Genomic DNA, 16623 nt, shown 5'->3' on the forward strand with positions numbered 1-16623 from the left:
CTTAAAAATGAAAACCCCTCCCGTCAGGCGGAAGGGGTAGGAAATAGCTTGTATGGCATGGAAAACTATGCCTTTACACCCAATTTAGTGGCCAACCAGCTATCTTTCAGCGGGATGAGCCATTTGGTGTCCAGGTCGGCTTTATTCAGCACGGTATTATTCAAATACAGGGTATTTTCGTCGATATAGCCTTTTTCCAGGGCGTAAGGCACCTGGGCCAGTGGCAGCAACTGTACTTTATCTTTTACGATGAAGCCCAGCAACAGGCGATCGAAGAGGTTTACCTCGTATTGTCTTTCCAGGCTCTTGATGATACGTACGGAGCTGTCGGTACTACAACCGCTCACCATCGTTTGCGTTTCATCTGCCATTAAAATGATTACATGGTTCATCACCACGCCACCCCATCCTTTAATAGGGTCGCCATGGGCATTCCATTGCGCCGTAAATTGGTGCAGTTGTTCGTTGATCTCCAATACTTCCTGTTCGTTGAATGGTCGATTGCTCTGATATATCCAAACCCTGGAAGAAGGAGAAAATCCCTCAGGGAAATTTATCTTGTCCATACTACAAAATTAGGTAATTCGGATTTATTTCATGCTTTCGGCAATGATTTCGGCTAGGTCCAGTACCTGTACGGTATCTTCCTTGCCGGCTTCCTTCACACCGTCTGTGAGCATGGTCATACAGAAAGGACAGTTGGAGGCTACTACGGAAGCACCGGTTTCCACGGCTTCCCGGCCACGCTCAAAGTTGACACGGTCCGTACCTTTTTCCTCCTCCTTGAACATCTGCGCTCCACCGGCTCCACAGCAAAGACCTTTACTGCGACAGCGTTTCATCTCTATTAACTCGGCATCCAGTATTTCCAAGACTTTACGGGGCGCTTCATAGATATTATTCGCCCTGCCCAGGTAACAAGAATCATGATAGGTGATTTTCTTACCCTTGAAGTTGCCGCCTTCTTTCAGTCGGATCTTCCCCTGGTCTATCAACTGTTGGAGATAGGTGGTATGGTGAATCACTTCATAATTACCACCCAGGGCAGGGTATTCATTTTTTATGGTGTTGAAGCAGTGAGGACAGGTCGTAACGATCTTCTTCACTTCATACATATTCAATACCTGGATATTGCTTTGGGCCATCATCTGGAAGATGAACTCGTTACCAGCGCGGCGTGCAGGATCGCCGGTGCAGCTTTCTTCTCTTCCCAGTACGGCAAATTTTACCCCTACCTTATCCAGGATAGTGGCAAATGCCTTGGTTATCTTTTGTGTACGCTGATCGAAGCTGCTTGCACATCCCACCCAGAATAATACTTCCGGCGTTTCACTATTCGCGGCATATTCTGCCATTGTCTTTATATGCATCGGGAGATTTTTAAAATTAACTATTCATTTCTTGGATCCATTGCTCACGGTCGTCTGGACCGAATTTCCATGGCGCCATGTTATTCTCGATGTTGCTGAACATGCCGGTCCATTCTGCCGGTGCGCTGGATTCTTCCATTACGAGGTAACGGCGCAGTTGGAGAATGATATCAAGAGGACTGATACTTACCGGGCATTCTTCCACACAGGCGTTGCAGGTAGTGCAGGCGCGCAGTTCTTCTTCCGTGATATAGTTACGCAATAAGGTTTTGCCATCATCTTGGAAACTACCATTGGCTTTGATATTCTGACCTACTTCGGCTACACGGTCGCGGGTGTCCATCATGATTTTACGGGGAGACAACAGCTTCCCGGTCTGGTTAGCTGGACATGCAGCAGAGCACCTACCGCACTCGGTACAGCTATACGCATCTAGTAAGTTTTTCCAGGTAAGATCCTGTACATCCTTGGCGCCGAATTTCGGAATAACATCGGAAGCAGGTGCTTCGGAAGCCAGTTCCGGTTGGAGCATCGTTTTTACTTCATGCTGGATGGCAGGCATATTTTCCATTTCGCCCTTTGGTTCCAGGTTGGCATAATAGGCATTGGGAAATGCCAGGATAATATGCAAGTGTTTGGAATAGGGGAGATAGTTGAGGAAAGCCAGTACGCCGAGAATATGCATCCACCAGCAGCCACGCTCGATACCGATAACGGTGCTATCAGACATGCCGTGGAATACGGAGGCGAAATTATTGCTAATCCAGAAAGCGCCAGTAGGAATATAGTGCTCTACACCGCGCGCTTGCAGGTTTTGATCTGCCGCATTCATGGTGAGAAACAAGCACATTAATACGATTTCGGTAATAAGGATATAATTGGCGTCGGACCGTGGCCATCCGTCCAGATCATGGCTGGCGAATCGTTTCAGTTTGATAATATTCCTGCGGATCAGGAAAATAGCACAACCCAGGATTACCAGAACAGCCAGGATCTCGAAAAGTCCTATCAGTACAGGGTAGAGGCTTCCTAATACGTTAACGAATAAACGATGCTGTCCCAAAATACCATCCAGGATGATCTCCAGGATTTCCAGGTTAATAATGATGAAGCCCGCATACACGAAGAAGTGCAGCACCGCTACCAAGGGGTTACGGAACATTTTCTTCTGACCGAAAGCCAGTAATAGCACGTTTTTCCAACGTTGATTCGGCTGGTCCGAAAGATCCGTATCCCGCCCCAGCAGTATGTTTTTCCTGATCTGGCGCACCTGTAGGGAGAACAGGTAAACGGCTATCCCAAAGGCAATTACAAATAACAACTCTTGTACAATTCGCATTATTTCAGATTTGACTCCCTAATTTATGTTTTTTTTCGTTCGTAGAACGCAGATGGGTATTTTCACTATTTTTGATGTATGGAAAGGAATGTAATTCTTACACAGGATATCATACAAAAGAAATTAGAGCGCATCGCTTATGAAATATATGAACATAACAGCGATGGCGAAGAAATCATCCTGGCAGGTATCTGGGAAAGAGGGCTGAATATTGCCCGTAAAATTGCGGATATACTGCAACAGATCTCTCCGCTGAAACCTCGTATCATTGAACTGCGATTGGATAAACAACAACCAAGTGAAGTTACTGTTTCAGAGCAGGTGGACTTCAATGGCAAGGTGGTAGTGGTAATCGATGATGTGGCGAACTCCGGACGTACCATGCTGTATGCCCTCAAACCTTTGCTGGCGTACCTCCCGCTGAAAATTCAGACGGCGGTACTGGTAGACAGAAAACATAAATCATTCCCGCTGTCGGTAGATTTTGTGGGTTTCTCGCTGGCAACTACCCTCCAAGAAAATGTAATAGTGGAAACGGAAGGTAGTGAAATCGTGTCTGCCTACTTAAAATAATAATCAAGTAATTCTATGCATAATGATCCGGTCATCTCTAGTGACCGGATTTTTTATTGCCCCCTTTTTCTAGAAGTAAATGGGATGCAGGAACAATCGGCCTTTGCTGTCTAATTCCAGCGTAGGTGCTGGGAATTTCAGCATGTTCAATACTTGGAACATCACTTTTACCCCTTTCTTTTTCGTACGAATCCTGGTGAAATCCACATCTGGTGAAATATAGAACTGCCGGATACGGCCCATATGCGTGTAGTCATAATGTTTACCATTGGTATCATCCCACCAGTTGACCGTACCGCCATACATATGCTCAGCGCCATAGCCTACAGAAATATTCAGCCAGCGCGGGAGGTTACTATTAGGTGCAAAAGAACGTAGGTTGACAGATAGCCAGTAGGTTTGGGCGTTATAATCCTTCAGGATTCTTTCCAGGAAACGTGTACCAAATAACTGGTTGGTTTTATCTTTTAATACCGGATCATCATATCTGCCGGGATGGGCACTGAATTTAATCTGGATACGTTGTTCATTCCAAGCCAATTCTTGACTGATCAGCATGGCGGAGCCAATAGTATTGGCGCCCATATCTCCCCAGGAGAAGCCCCATTCACTGGAATAGCCATCTAGTATTTCTATTACAGACTGATAGGCGAGGCCACTCAATCCGCCGATCCATATTTGTTTTTTTCTTGGAAGTCCAGACCAGCGCCACATTTCGCGGCTATATTTCCCAATGAAATAAGCACTGAAAATATGCCCCATTTTGTCCATCTGGTTCCACTCGTTCATATCATTGAAGAAATGGAAATTACTTCTGGGATAGTCTTTATACCAGGCAGCATTGAGGGCGATGAGACTAGTACCATACATTGCAGCAGTAGCGCCGCTAAGAATGGCCACTCGTCTTGGAATGGTAGTATCGGGAATGGTAGTAAAGGAAACTTTTTGCTGAGCGTAGCTAAAATGCAGCAAGAAGAGGATAGGTAATATGCACAGGATACGTTTCATGCTGCATTGAAAAACCGCAGCCCATGCGGACTGCGGTTCTAAAGGTGTTTTTGCTTATTTCAGATGCATGTCCGAAATAATGCCATTTATTTTTGCTTCCAGTTCAGCGGTTACGGCGTCGTAATCAGCAACACTTTGCAGGGTTGTATTTACGCTGAAATAGAATTTAATTTTAGGTTCCGTACCGGAAGGACGGGCAGAAATTTTGCTACCGTCGGCCAGTACAAACTGCAATACATTGGATTTAGGCAGGTCGATCGGTTTGATTTCGCCTGTTTTGATATCCTTGATTTGTTTCAGTTGGTAATCGTACATCATTACCACTGGAGAGCCATTGATAGCAGTAGGAGGGTTTTCCCTGTAGCCGCGCATCATTTCAGCAATTTCGTCGGCACCTCTCATTCCTTTTTTAGTGATAGAGATCAGTGATTCCAGGTAATAGCCGTATTTAATATAAATGCTGAGCAGTTGTTCGAAGAGGGTTTTGCCCTTGCTACGTGCTACTGCCGCCATTTCGCAGATCATTGCTACCGCAGACACGGCGTCCTTGTCCCGCACCCTGTCGCCAATCATAGTACCATAAGATTCCTCACCACCACAGATGAATTTTTCTTTAGGTTCTTTATTGCGGATCAGTTCTGCGATCCATTTGAAGCCGGTAAGTACGTTATAGCAATTAATATTATTCTGTGCAGCAAATACATCGATCAGATCGGAGGTTACGACTGTTTTGCAGACGAAATCTTCTGGTCTGGCGAGGCCTTTTTCTTTACGGCCTTCGATGATATAGTTGAAGAGGAGCGCTGCGGTTTGGTTACCATTGAGCAGGATCCATTTGCCATGGAGATCTTTAACGGCAATGCCTACACGGTCAGCGTCAGGGTCTGTACCGAGGAGGATATCCGCATCTATTGCCTCGGCTTTTTTCAGGCCAAGACTCATCGCTTCTGCTTCTTCTGGGTTAGGATATACCACAGTAGGGAAGTTGCCATCTGGAGTGGCTTGTTCTTCTACAATGTTTACGTTGGTAAAGCCGTAACGTTTGAGGATTTCCGGTACCATGGTAATACCAGTACCGTGAATAGGCGTATAAACGATTTTCAGGTCGTGCTGTTGTTTGCAGATTTCCGGGTTGATGCTCAGGGCCTGGAGTTCCTGGAGGTAAGCCTCGTCAATGTCTTTACCGATGATGGTAATATTGGCTTCGCCGCCGGTCCACTTTACTTCAGCCGGAGAAGTGATTTTCTCTACTTCGCGGATAACGTTTTTATCGTGAGGAGGTACCAGTTGGGCGCCATCATTCCAGTAAGCTTTGTAACCGTTGTACTCCCTTGGGTTATGGGAAGCAGTACATACTACACCGCCTTGGCAGTGCAGGTGACGGATGGTGAAAGACAGTTCCGGTGTAGGGCGGAGGCTTTCAAACAGGTATACTTTGATGCCATTGGCAGCGAAAACGTTGGCAGCGGTTTCTGCAAAGAAACGGGAATTGTTGCGACTGTCGTGCGCCAGTGCTACCTTAATCTCTCCTTCAAAGCTCTGTTTCAGGTAGTTGGCAAACCCTTGGGTAGCCATACCAACGGTATATTTATTCATCCGGTTGGTACCAACGCCCATAATGCCACGAAGGCCACCAGTCCCGAATTCGAGGTTACGGTAAAAAGCTTCTGTTAGGTCATCAGGGTTTTCAGCCTCCATTTTCTTAATGGTGGCAACGGTTTCCGCATCGTAGTTACCGTTGAGCCATTGGGCTACTTTGTTTTGAATATTGATATCCATGGTCATCAGTTTTTTTATGGACTGGGAGGTCCAAATGGAGTGTAAAGTAAAAATAAAAAAACCAATGTGTGAAATTCCAATTCGGGATTTCATTGAAAATCCCAGGTATTGGTTAAATTTGTGATTATGAGGCGGTATGAAGATACTTACAAACAAAAAGGACTACGCAGACAATTAGTTGATAGTATCCGTCAGAAGGGAATTACAGATGAGAATGTCCTGGCGGCTATCGGCAATATCCCGAGGCATTTCTTCCTTGATACGGCTTTTGAAGGTATTGCCTATGAAGACCGTGCCTTTCCTATCGGTGAGGGACAAACGATTTCCCAGCCATACACGGTAGCTTACCAGACCCAACTGCTGGAAATCAAGCCTTACGAAAAAGTCCTTGAAATAGGTACAGGAAGTGCCTATCAGGCCTGTGTGCTCGCCGAACTCAAAGCGAATGTGTTTACTATTGAACGGCAGAAAAGGCTTTTCGATCATGTAAAGCAATTCCAGTTCAAGTCAAAATATCCCAATCTTCGCTGTTTCTATGGCGATGGCTATGAAGGCCTGCCTTCTTATGCTCCTTTCGATAAAATCCTTGTTACTGCTGCCGCTCCGGCCATCCCGGAAAAATTACTGCAGCAGTTGAAAGTTGGCGGTAAAATGGTGATCCCTGTTGGCGGCCAAGACGTACAACGTATGCTGCGGATTACCAAAATCAACGATACTGATTTCGATCAGGAGCTGTTCGATAACTTCACTTTCGTACCTATGCTCTCCGGCAAAAGATAAAGCCTGCCAACATATTGCAGATGCCGGCAGGCAGTAGTTTTATAATCGGCCTTTTTCTGCATTAGGCTTTGGTGCTTCCTCTTGCGGCTTTTCCTCTTCGTCGTCCTGGCGCTTTTTCTTCTTGAAAAGGTTCGGGTCCATTTTGCCAAAACGGTAACGGACATTTAGGCGGATGAAGCGGGTAGCACGTTTGCGGTCATAGTCCTGTATGAAAGTAGGCGTCACATAGTGACTATTGTACTGTTGGGTATTCAACAGATCGGAGACATTCACTGCTACCACCAGCCTGTTGTTCTTCAGGAATTCCTTTCTTACGCCCAGGTCAATACCGTTCATGGCTTTAAAGGTTCCCTGCGGCTGTATACGTGGTGAACGATAATGTCCGCTGAGTTCTATATTGAAACGCTCTGGCAAACGGAACTGCATGTTGCCACTCAATCCATAAGTGAAGTTCTCGTTGTGAATGGTCACACTTTCAATCTTATTATACTCCAGGTTCAGATTGGAATTGAATTTCCACCATTTAACGATCTTCCAACTATAAGAGAAATTAGCGCCCATATTCTGACTGGTGGCCAGGTTCATTGGGCGAGTAGTAGTCACGCCACTGATCGTATCAAGGGTACTGATGCGGTCAATATTATCATTCGTCTGCGCAAAATAAATACCTGTGCTCAGGTAATTATTCGTTTTTGGATACCAGGCAGAATAGTTCATTTCGAACTTATGCGTTAACGCGGAACGCAGATCTGGGTTACCAGTGCGGATATTCTGCGGATCGGAGTTGTTGATGTAAGGCAGCAACTGATCGAAGTTTGGTCGGTCTATCCTGGTAGAATAGTTAAACACCAAGTTCTGATTCTGGTTCTTAGGCAGATTATACTTCAGGAATACGCTCGGAAATATGTTAAAGAAAGACCGATTTACACGGGAGCTTTTTGTAAAGGAATAGCCACGGAGATACGATTGCTCTGCCCTCGCGCCTACTTGGTAACCAAGATTACCCAATGCATTGGCAAAGTTGAAATAACCTGCGTAGATGTCTTCCTCGTAATTATACTTATTGCTGAGCGACATACTCTGGATAAAGGCCAGGCTGTCTCTATTATACAACATCGCTATATAATCATTCTCTATACTCCGCATCGTCGCTTTCACACCAGTTTCCAGCTTTCCTTTTTTACCAATTGGAGAGGTGTAGTCGGATTGCAGGTTCCAGAACTTATTCCCATTGCTACTTGTATTCTGCTGGTTGCCGGTACGATAGGCCGTGTCTACATTATGGTAAAAATAACTACTCAGATACTGGCTGTTGCCAGTACTGCCGTTATCACTATAGCTAACATATGCCGTCAGTTCCTGGTTGGGCTTTTTGTAAGTCCGTTTGTAACTCAGGCTGGTATTGTTATTATTGTTGTTATAGCGGCTGTTATTAGTCCGGATGCCGCTGGATAAAGGATTGTATTTCTCATCCAGGTTGTTGAGATTGATGTTTTCGTCCGTACCGCCGAAGCTATAATTCAGGCCCTGAGCGATGGTAATGGTATTGTGATCATCTAAGTAGTAATCGAATCCGAAGCGACCGCCATTGTTGCCGTTACGGTTATTATTCTCGCTGCGTTGGGTGAAATACCTGGTTTTACTGGTATCGGCAATGAGGTTTTCCCGATTGCTGAAGCCACTGCCGTTGAGGTCTTCATATCTACCGTTATAATTACCGAAGAAATTGAAGCGTCTCATGCGGAGACTCGCATTGGCGCTTCCATTTACCTGACCTCTGGAAGCCGCGCCAACATTGAACATCACGTTGTAACCGATGGCCTTATCTTTTTTCAACACGATATTGATAATACCGCCGCCACCTTGTGCTTCAAACTTGGCAGAAGGGTTATTAATCACTTCCACGCGGTCGATGCTTTCCGCTGGAATCATCTGCAGTGCTGTTTTTGCATCACCGAAGGGCGAGGGTTTGCCGTCTACATAAATCGTAACACTCTTACCGCGAAGCGTCACGTTATCATCAATATCTACATCCACGCTAGGGATATTTTTCAGGATATCCGTACCAGTGCCACCTTCCGCATTGATCATATCGCCGGCATCAAATACCTGCCGGTCTATCTGCATGGAGAAGGAAGGCTTTTCTGCTTTCACTTCCACTGTACTTAATTCCTTGCCAGAGCGGTGCAGGTGCAAGGTTCCAACGAAGGCGCCCTTGCCTTCCACTACTTTAATGGCCTTCTCCAGTTTATCGTATCCCATGAAAGTGACACGCAATACATAGATGCCAGGATTAATATTAGTGAAACTGAAATTGCCACTGGCATTGGTATACATGCCGGTGACGACGGATGAATCGGAACTGTTGAGTACCACTACCGAAGCCATTTCCACGGGTTTGGTAGTAGACAGGTCTACCACTTTCCCGTTCACTTTCGGTGGCGTGTGTGGCTGCGTTTGTGCATGAGCGTTACACAGCATACATAAAGTAGCAATCAACAGGGACAGTTTTTTTCGCATGCAAGGGTACTTATACTAGCTCTTGTAATATTGGTTTGATGGCGTAAAACTAATAGGCGTATCGTTAAATAGTGTTTGTATGTGATGAGCGGCAATCAAAAAATGATAGCCGGCGTTCCGCTATAGAAGCGGGTTGCCGGCTATTGGTTGCATCCATCCTCTTTAATGATATTAGTAACCCATATCCATTTGGTTATCGTTGCTATCAGGGCGTTGTTTCTTTTTCTTGAACAGGTTGGAATCGAATTTACCGAAACGGTAACTGAAGTTCAGCTTGAAGATCCTGGATTCGCGCTTGCGGATGTAATCCTGTGCGAATGCGTAGGTCACTTGGTTCAGCTCATACTGACGCGTGTTGAAGATATCTGAAACACTGAGCGTAAGGGACGCTGCTTTGTTTTTCAGGAAATCTTTTCTCACCGCTACATCCACCGTGCTAAAGCCTTTGATGGTACCCTGTGCAGAAGAAGGGATCATCATCATACCACCGCCTCCGCCGCCACGGCCGCCGCCTCCACCTCCACCACCATTGCCGCTGTTAGGCAGTGCCACAGTTGGCGCTTGGTAGGTCGCATTCACCTGGAAAGTGAAATTGGCAGGCAGTTTCGTTTCGGAATTAATTTTGCCCAACCAACTGAAACCACTGTTGTTAAAGGTATGTTGACCGTCGTTTACCTGTAGATCTGTCTGATACAGGTTGACGTTGGTAGTAACATCCCAGCCGCGAATAATCTGATTTTTCATGGTCAGCTCTGCGCCATAGGAATTGCTTCTGTTGGCGTTGGTATACTGCGTCAGCAGGGTATCCTTGCCGATAGGCGTGCTGATAGTAGTAATCAAGTTATTGGTATTGCGGAAGTAAATGCTTCCTAAGAAATTGCTGTTCTTCCAGTTCTTCACGTAGGAAAACTCCAGGCTGTTGGTGTATTCCGGCTTCAGGTTTGGATTACCTTCCCGTTGGTTTTGCGGATCGCTATAATCGCGGTAAGGTATCAATTGGAAGAAGTTCGGACGATTTACTCTCCTGGAATAATTCAATTGCAGTTCCTGGTCTTTCTTTAATTTCTGAGAAAGGAACACACTTGGGAAGAAGCCAGGAGTTGCTTTGGTTGGCTTATAAATAACACCCTGGTTTTCTCCGCTGTAGATATATTGTTCTACGCGTAAACCAGCCTGGTAGCCGAAATTGCCGATGGTATTGGCAAAATTGGCATATCCTGCATAGATTCTTTCTTTATAACTGTAGTCAGTAGAGAGAGAATCAATATGTGGGAAGGAACCGGTAAGGGTATCCTGATTAAACACATCGTATCTGCTGCTATAATCTCTCATCGTGGCTTTCACGCCCAGTTCCAGCTTACCGTTCTTACCAATTGGATTGGTGTAATCGGATTGCATGGTGATGAAAGTGGTTCGACCGTCTGTGGTATTATTTTGTCTTACAGATTGTCCGAGTGGATTGGAAGCGGGATCCAGCGCCTGGGTGATATAATCGCCATTGCGACTATTATTACTTCTGTTGAAGTTCAGGTCTGCGGTTAATTCCTGGTTTTGTTTGGCAAACGTGTGACGATAGTTGAGGGCAGACGTATAGTTACGGAAGCTCATTTTGCTATCGTTTTGGCGATCGTTTTTGCTCGTCACCTGTTTGTGTACATCAGAGAAAGTACTGAGGAGATCTTCATGGGTTTTGAAATCGCCGCCACCAACGCTTTGAGTGAAGGAGATGGTATTCCTGTTGTCCATGTAGTAATCAAGGCCCGCACGACCAAACTGGAACAGTGGTTTGCTTAAGCTGTTGCTATGTTGGTTTAGGTAGTTGGTATCGCCTTTGGAGCCGCCGAAGTTGGTGCGGTAGGTATTTCCTTCGCCCCATGTTTGGTTGGCGTTCACGTTGTAGTTGGCGAACACATTGATTTTACCTTGGCGTACCGCGATGTTGCTACCGCCATTGTATTTGTTGTTATTCCCAATACCCGCTTGTATAGCGCCATTGAAGCCTGCTTTCTTATTTTTCTTCAGCACGATATTGAGAATACCGCTCATCCCTTCTGCATCATATTTTGCAGATGGGTTGGTGACGAGTTCAATACTTTCAATAGCATCCGCAGGAATCTGGTCGAGGGTAAGGGTAGAAGGTTTACCATCCACAAAGATGTTTGGGGAGGCGTTACGTACTGTTACATTACCGTCCAGGTCTACGTTGACAGAAGGTACGCTTTTGAGTACATCCTGCGCGGTACCGCCTACGCTGGTAAGGTTGCGGTCTACGTTAAATACTTTTTTATCGATACCCATTTGGAAGGCACTTTTTTGTCCGGTGACTTCCACGCTGTTCAGCATTTTTACATTGGGTTCGAGTTTAATATTACCGAGGTCTTGGTCTGTATTCTGGCCGGTGATGGTCACTTTTTTCACTTGGGTGACATATCCCATAAAGTTCACTCTGATGAGGAATTGGCCGAATGGCAGGTTTTCCAGGCTGAATTCACCATTGGGTTTGGTGAGCATACCCGTAACAACAGAAGAGTCTTTTTGTCTGAGTAAAGCCACGGACGCATATTCTACGGGTTTATTCGTTTTCGCGTCCAAGAGTTTTCCATAGACATGGCCTATTTGCGGCATATTGGGTCTTTGTCCCTGGGGGCGTCCTTGGCCTTGTTGTTGGGGAGGAGTAGACTTACCGGCATTGGGTGCCTGTGCGTATGTATTCACTTGCCACAACATGATACCAGCAACAATTGCATAGCATTTTCTCATCCTAAGCGTATTTAAATCCAGTTTATTTCCGGGTAAAACAAAAATACCTGGCCTGCATTATGAATGGCAGCATATTGTGATGAACGGAATTTTTAAGGGGAAATCGGGGAAAAGCGGAGTCAGAAGGTCTTAACAGTAGTTAACAATGGGAGGCGGTTAACAGCAGTTAACATACAACAATGGTTCTTCCTGCGGCGTGGTTGCCGCAGGTATGATTTAGGGAGACACGAAGCCATCGGAATTAAGCCGCTATCATTGCAATGATCAGGCAGATGATGCCTATCACAGCGCCGGAAATAGCGCCCAATAATTTGAAGGCTTTCAGTTCTTTACCCAGGAATTTTTGTACGGCGTTGGACATTTGTTCATCCGTTGTATGGCGGATTTTATCGCTCACAATTTTTTCCAGGTTCATGTCATTTTCCACGTTATCGAGGTATTGTCCGATCATTTTCGGGAAGAGGGCATCCAGTTCTGTTACCAGGTGAGATTTAATCTGGTTAACGGTGCTGTCGCCGATGAACATGGAGAGTACGGGCATTGCTTTCGGGAGACGCTCGCGGAGAAAGCCGTCCAGGTGTTCTTCTACAACAGGGATAATATTTTTAATTTTTTCTGGGTCGGTGAGTTTCTGGCGGATGAGGGCGAAGGAGAATTGTTTACCTGCGAGGGTGCCAAGTTCTGTGGCAAGTTGTTCTCTGCGTTTGGGCAATTGGCGGAGCAGGATTTGAACGGCTACTGTATTAATCAACCAACCGGCGATGGCAGCGATGAATGGTAAAGTATATAACATGAAGCGACTGTCTGTTTAAGTAGAGTGGTAAAGATATAAAAGAAAAAGGCTTCCAAGAGGAAGCCTTTTTAAGTGTGGGGGTGAATGAAGGGTTTCGAACCCTCGACCCTCAGAACCACAATCTGATGCTCTAACCAACTGAGCTACATCCACCGTTTTAATAAGTGGGGTGATTGAAGGGTTTCGAACCCTCGACCCTCAGAACCACAATCTGATGCTCTAACCAACTGAGCTACAACCACCATTTATCCTTTCCGACGGGGCTTTTCACCTTATGTGAGTGCCTATTTCCGTTGTTGGGAGTGCAAAGATAAGAGAAAGTAATCTGAAATTCCAAATAGATGTTAAAATTTTTTTTCAAAGACTTACGAATTAAAATAAAATCAGATTTGGATTGTCTTCCAAGAAGATGTTTTCAGCTCGCTAAAATATTGACGATTTCAAACGTTTTCTCTATCATTTTCCAGTTCAAAAATCGTAATTTTCTGTGTATCTTTGCGAACTTTCCCATTTCATTCCCGTTTATTATAAACTACTGAAAATCAATTAGTTGATTTCTAAGTAGGTATGCAGAATACCCCTGCGTAATCGTTTGTGCGCAGCAGTTAACCGAGACGTTTAATTTTTAATTATATATATATTATGGATCAGCTTAAACTGAAACTACAGGAGTACTATCAGCGTTATCAGCAGTTGGACCGTAAGGTTAAACCTGGAAACGAGGTGGACAGTAATGACGACGTGCAGGATATGGAAAATGATATTCTGTCGCAGTTCGGATTGCCTACATCCCGGCGATTTGTGCAGATTCTGCACGACTTCGTACACCACAGCCCGGTGAACGAGCAGTTGCTGGATTATGTTAGTCGTAAGCTGAGATCTGCTGCCAGGAAATACCTCTTGTCCCCCGTTGTGTCGGACATTGATCTCCTGGAGGGCGCTCGTGAACAAAAAAGAAGTCCTTATGATGTTCTCCCGGAATTAGGCTACCCGGCGCATGAATATGCCATCTTCCTCATAGGTGAATTATTTTATCGCCGCAATATTCCTGCTACTGATATTTTGGATGAACTGAAGCAAATGCAGCATTTCGATGGCTGGAACGACCTGAGCCTGCTCAGCAAAATGAATAATTATACCAGCAATGAACTGTATGCCCGGATGAAGAAACACGGACTCCGATTTGTAGATGATTATATTCAACACAGCCGTCGCCAGGAAACCAGCAGACTGGTCAATAAAAGACCTACGCCGGTAGAAGAAGGGTATAAACCTAATTATCGTACCATCACCAAAGTACAGGTGGAAGATATCATTTTCGATGAAAATACATCTCCCAGTCTCTTTGGTAAGATCAAAAATGGCCGCAACTATAATCGTATCACTATTAGTCTGGAGTTCTCTGAATTGAATCAGATCCTCATGAGTAGTGAAGACCTGGGCGTAGAAATCAGCAATCATATCAAGAAACGATTGGCAAATCCGACACCGGAAAAACCAATGGTCATCGATATTAAAGCGGAATTTGGTACCGTACTTAAACTGGACAACTGTTACCTGGAAGTCTATAAACCTCAGCACAGAGAAGGAAATAAGTGGGTAGAGGATAAAGATAATTTCTACTTTGTAGATAAGATCCTCACCAAGAAAGAATTTGAAAAACGTGCGAAGGAAGAAGAAGTGAAACACAAAATCCAGGAATGTTTGGAGCTCATTGGCGGTTCCTATGTGTACTATCAGCGTTTACGCCGTTTAGGTATCACAGATGATGAGGCCAAACTCCGTGCTGGCCTGTCAGATGAACTCTTGTTCAAATTATCTTACTTCCTGAATAAGGTAAAAGAGTAATTGCGTGCAAAACTTTTTTTATGATAACCCCGGCCTACGCCGGGGTTATTTTTTTATTTTGATTTGAGCCGCAAAACTTTTTTATGTTTGACAAAAAACTAACTCATGGAAGAACTAACCCTGGGAATCGGCAGCAGAGTACAGCATGCACACTATGGACCCGGCGTCATCATTGGCCTCAGATACGCCCAATATCAGGTTACCTTCATGGATCATGGGATTAAACTGATTGATAAAACAGATCCGCTGTTTGAAGCGCTGGTAGCGGAAAATGTAACCACCGAAGTGGAAACCTTATCAGAAGTGGAAATGTCGCTATTGAAAATCCTACGCCTTTGGGGAGGAACCTCGGAAGTAGTACCGTTGGGCGACAGATGGAAAAATGGTACGCTGGTCTTACAGCCAGGCGACAGCTCCCTGAAAGCCAAAGAGCTGCCTATTGATACCTTCTTTCACAAAATCGTGATGTTGCGGGATCGCCTGCGTGTATTGGAACAAAATATCAACAGCCACAAAGTGTTGTCTGATGAAGATAAAATCAATCTCCAGCAATATATCACGCGTATCTATGGTTCCCTGACTACGTTCAATGTATTATTCCGTGATAAGGAACATTGGTTTGTAGGAGAGAAAGGCGGTAGCAGCGATTAAGGATTTACTGTATTGCAGTATATCTGTTGCGTGAGCCACAGATAAGGTTTCATCATATGATGTGTGAATATATTTTTCCCATCGAAAGGAATTTTTTCATCATATCCGTTCACCGGATATAATATTACCGGGATACCGGCAGTCGCATAATTGTGGCTCTGCACAAAGGTTGGCGGCTGGTATCCTGGTATTACTTTTCCGACTCTTTTGGATAGCATCTTCCCCAACACCCGTTGCATACGCCTGCTGGTGCGCTTCCCTGGCCTATCGAGGCGACCGTACATGTAACTCAACGCCATCCTGGCGGCCCATTTCTGTTCTCTTAAGGCCGACTTAATATTCACAAACGGATTCACTGCAGTGAAATCGCGGGTGGTCTGTACCGAGAAAGGTGTTTCTGGTACCCAGTCTCTCGCATTCACCACCCTTAATCCCCAGCCATTGCGGGTAATATAATCGTAGTCGTATGCATAGTTGAGATTGCCAGGCTTCGGTGCGCCACTGCTAATCGTTTTGAAGACAATATCTTTTGGAATATCCTCCCTGTAAGCGAGGTAAGAGCGCACCAGAAATGCGATCACGCCACCTTGGCTATGTCCCATGATAATGAATTCGTGTATCCCTTTCCGATAGTAGTCTTTTATCTTCTCCGCAATATCAGGGCCTAATGATGCCAATCCGATCATCCATCCTGCGTGGACATACGCCTGTGGGTCTGCGGAAAGTTTATAATCAAAACGGATACTGTCGTTCAGTTGAAAATGCCCAGTGGCGGGGATCATACCGGCATAAAAGTTTTCCATCCAGGATTCAGTAGTACCGTTAGTACCGCGAATGTGTACAATGGCTACATCATCATTGCGGAGCCACAGATCCCATCTGTTCTTCATTCCCACTTCTGGAGAGCGATATACCATCCTACAGTTTTCCGGATAAGGCGTAATCGCTTTTGGCCATGGAGAATCGCCAGAGCGGTCAATAATGGCCAGCATCTGCTCATATTCGGCAGCATTGAAATAAGGGCGTAGATGTTGGGCGCTTGACTGTTTTGCGGTGAAAGCAAAAATCAGAAAACATATAACGGAAATACGGTATAGCATAGAATTCTACTAAAAATATCGGGTTTGTTCGTTGAAGATAAATTAAATAATCGCTGTTTCGTTCAGATCTCTCAAACAATTTCTTCCATTGTATTGTTGTAA

Annotated in this window: 13 protein-coding genes and 2 tRNA genes; 4 read left to right on the top strand and 11 right to left on the bottom strand. The window is 45.1% G+C overall.

Features of this window, described 5'->3' with window-relative positions:
• Nucleotides 1-65: 65 nt before the first annotated feature.
• From JO154_RS12765 to JO154_RS12775, 3 genes are read right to left on the bottom strand one after another with little or no spacing between them, the layout of a single operon-like run.
• On the bottom strand, nt 66-566 hold the full coding sequence (locus JO154_RS12765; protein ID WP_291945996.1) for a hypothetical protein: 501 nt from the start codon (nt 564-566) through the stop codon (nt 66-68).
• Nucleotides 567-590: 24 nt separating this feature from the next.
• Entirely contained in the window at nt 591-1370 is a 780-nt protein-coding gene (locus JO154_RS12770) for a (Fe-S)-binding protein (protein ID WP_291945998.1), read from the bottom strand.
• A gap of 16 nt (nt 1371-1386) precedes the next feature.
• Nucleotides 1387-2709, bottom strand: coding sequence for a (Fe-S)-binding protein (locus JO154_RS12775; RefSeq protein ID WP_291946000.1), 1323 nt, complete (start codon nt 2707-2709; stop codon nt 1387-1389).
• A gap of 78 nt (nt 2710-2787) precedes the next feature.
• Between JO154_RS12775 and JO154_RS12780 the strand changes: the two genes are divergently transcribed.
• Nucleotides 2788-3282 (top strand): phosphoribosyltransferase family protein, encoded by a 495-nt coding sequence (locus JO154_RS12780; RefSeq protein ID WP_291946002.1) that lies wholly within the window; start codon nt 2788-2790, stop codon nt 3280-3282.
• A 69-nt stretch (nt 3283-3351) separates the two neighbouring features.
• Here the strand turns inward: JO154_RS12780 and JO154_RS12785 are convergent, their stop codons facing one another.
• Together JO154_RS12785 and JO154_RS12790 are read right to left on the bottom strand one after the other, a co-directional pair.
• Nucleotides 3352-4290: a DUF2279 domain-containing protein gene (locus tag JO154_RS12785; protein WP_291946004.1), complete on the bottom strand. Its 939-nt coding sequence runs from the start codon at nt 4288-4290 to the stop codon at nt 3352-3354.
• Nucleotides 4291-4344: 54 nt separating this feature from the next.
• Nucleotides 4345-6069 (bottom strand): phospho-sugar mutase, encoded by a 1725-nt coding sequence (locus tag JO154_RS12790; protein ID WP_291946006.1) that lies wholly within the window; start codon nt 6067-6069, stop codon nt 4345-4347.
• Nucleotides 6070-6195: 126 nt separating this feature from the next.
• Here JO154_RS12790 and JO154_RS12795 point away from each other — a divergent pair, with 126 nt between their 5' ends.
• On the top strand, nt 6196-6849 hold the full coding sequence (locus JO154_RS12795) for a protein-L-isoaspartate(D-aspartate) O-methyltransferase (protein WP_291946008.1): 654 nt from the start codon (nt 6196-6198) through the stop codon (nt 6847-6849).
• Nucleotides 6850-6888: 39 nt separating this feature from the next.
• On the opposite strand, the gene JO154_RS12800 is transcribed toward JO154_RS12795, so the two are convergent.
• The 5 genes from JO154_RS12800 to JO154_RS12820 form a co-directional block, all read right to left on the bottom strand.
• Complete coding sequence (locus tag JO154_RS12800) at nt 6889-9369, bottom strand: outer membrane beta-barrel protein (protein ID WP_291946010.1); 2481 nt, start codon at nt 9367-9369, stop codon at nt 6889-6891.
• Nucleotides 9370-9540: 171 nt separating this feature from the next.
• Nucleotides 9541-12129 (bottom strand): outer membrane beta-barrel family protein, encoded by a 2589-nt coding sequence (locus JO154_RS12805; RefSeq protein ID WP_291946013.1) that lies wholly within the window; start codon nt 12127-12129, stop codon nt 9541-9543.
• Between the two features lie 241 nt (nt 12130-12370).
• Complete coding sequence (locus JO154_RS12810) at nt 12371-12922, bottom strand: hypothetical protein (protein WP_291946015.1); 552 nt, start codon at nt 12920-12922, stop codon at nt 12371-12373.
• 75 nt (nt 12923-12997) lie between these two features.
• Nucleotides 12998-13076 (bottom strand) — tRNA-His (locus JO154_RS12815).
• A gap of 11 nt (nt 13077-13087) precedes the next feature.
• Nucleotides 13088-13164: transfer RNA gene (locus JO154_RS12820), tRNA-His, on the bottom strand.
• 400 nt (nt 13165-13564) lie between these two features.
• Here JO154_RS12820 and JO154_RS12825 point away from each other — a divergent pair.
• Both JO154_RS12825 and JO154_RS12830 read left to right on the top strand, forming a co-directional pair.
• Nucleotides 13565-14770, top strand: coding sequence for a hypothetical protein (locus JO154_RS12825; RefSeq protein ID WP_291946017.1), 1206 nt, complete (start codon nt 13565-13567; stop codon nt 14768-14770).
• A 105-nt stretch (nt 14771-14875) separates the two neighbouring features.
• The gene (locus JO154_RS12830) at nt 14876-15421 is read left to right on the top strand and encodes a hypothetical protein (protein WP_291946019.1); all 546 of its coding nucleotides are present in this window, start codon (nt 14876-14878) and stop codon (nt 15419-15421) included.
• On the opposite strand, the gene JO154_RS12835 is transcribed toward JO154_RS12830, so the two are convergent.
• A complete protein-coding gene (locus tag JO154_RS12835) occupies nt 15418-16521 on the bottom strand; it encodes a lipase family protein (protein ID WP_291946021.1) in 1104 nt (367 codons plus the stop codon). The two genes, JO154_RS12830 and JO154_RS12835, sit on opposite strands and share 4 nt — an antisense overlap.
• Nucleotides 16522-16623 lie beyond the last annotated feature (102 nt).

The organism is Chitinophaga sp. (genome assembly GCF_019236475.1).
Lineage (GTDB): Bacteria > Bacteroidota > Bacteroidia > Chitinophagales > Chitinophagaceae > Chitinophaga.

Excerpts from the sequence above, each read along its gene's own strand:
- JO154_RS12765 (WP_291945996.1), bottom strand. The coding sequence starts at position 566 with ATGGACAAGATAAATTTCCCTGAGGGATTTTCTCCTTCTTCCAGGGTT.
- JO154_RS12770 (WP_291945998.1), bottom strand. The coding sequence starts at position 1,370 with ATGCATATAAAGACAATGGCAGAATATGCCGCGAATAGTGAAACGCCG.
- JO154_RS12775 (WP_291946000.1), bottom strand. The coding sequence starts at position 2,709 with ATGCGAATTGTACAAGAGTTGTTATTTGTAATTGCCTTTGGGATAGCC.
- JO154_RS12780 (WP_291946002.1), top strand. The coding sequence starts at position 2,788 with ATGGAAAGGAATGTAATTCTTACACAGGATATCATACAAAAGAAATTA.
- JO154_RS12785 (WP_291946004.1), bottom strand. The coding sequence starts at position 4,290 with ATGAAACGTATCCTGTGCATATTACCTATCCTCTTCTTGCTGCATTTT.
- JO154_RS12790 (WP_291946006.1), bottom strand. The coding sequence starts at position 6,069 with ATGGATATCAATATTCAAAACAAAGTAGCCCAATGGCTCAACGGTAAC.
- JO154_RS12795 (WP_291946008.1), top strand. The coding sequence starts at position 6,196 with ATGAGGCGGTATGAAGATACTTACAAACAAAAAGGACTACGCAGACAA.
- JO154_RS12800 (WP_291946010.1), bottom strand. The coding sequence starts at position 9,369 with ATGCGAAAAAAACTGTCCCTGTTGATTGCTACTTTATGTATGCTGTGT.
- JO154_RS12805 (WP_291946013.1), bottom strand. The coding sequence starts at position 12,129 with ATGAGAAAATGCTATGCAATTGTTGCTGGTATCATGTTGTGGCAAGTG.
- JO154_RS12810 (WP_291946015.1), bottom strand. The coding sequence starts at position 12,922 with ATGTTATATACTTTACCATTCATCGCTGCCATCGCCGGTTGGTTGATT.
- JO154_RS12825 (WP_291946017.1), top strand. The coding sequence starts at position 13,565 with ATGGATCAGCTTAAACTGAAACTACAGGAGTACTATCAGCGTTATCAG.
- JO154_RS12830 (WP_291946019.1), top strand. The coding sequence starts at position 14,876 with ATGGAAGAACTAACCCTGGGAATCGGCAGCAGAGTACAGCATGCACAC.
- JO154_RS12835 (WP_291946021.1), bottom strand. The coding sequence starts at position 16,521 with ATGCTATACCGTATTTCCGTTATATGTTTTCTGATTTTTGCTTTCACC.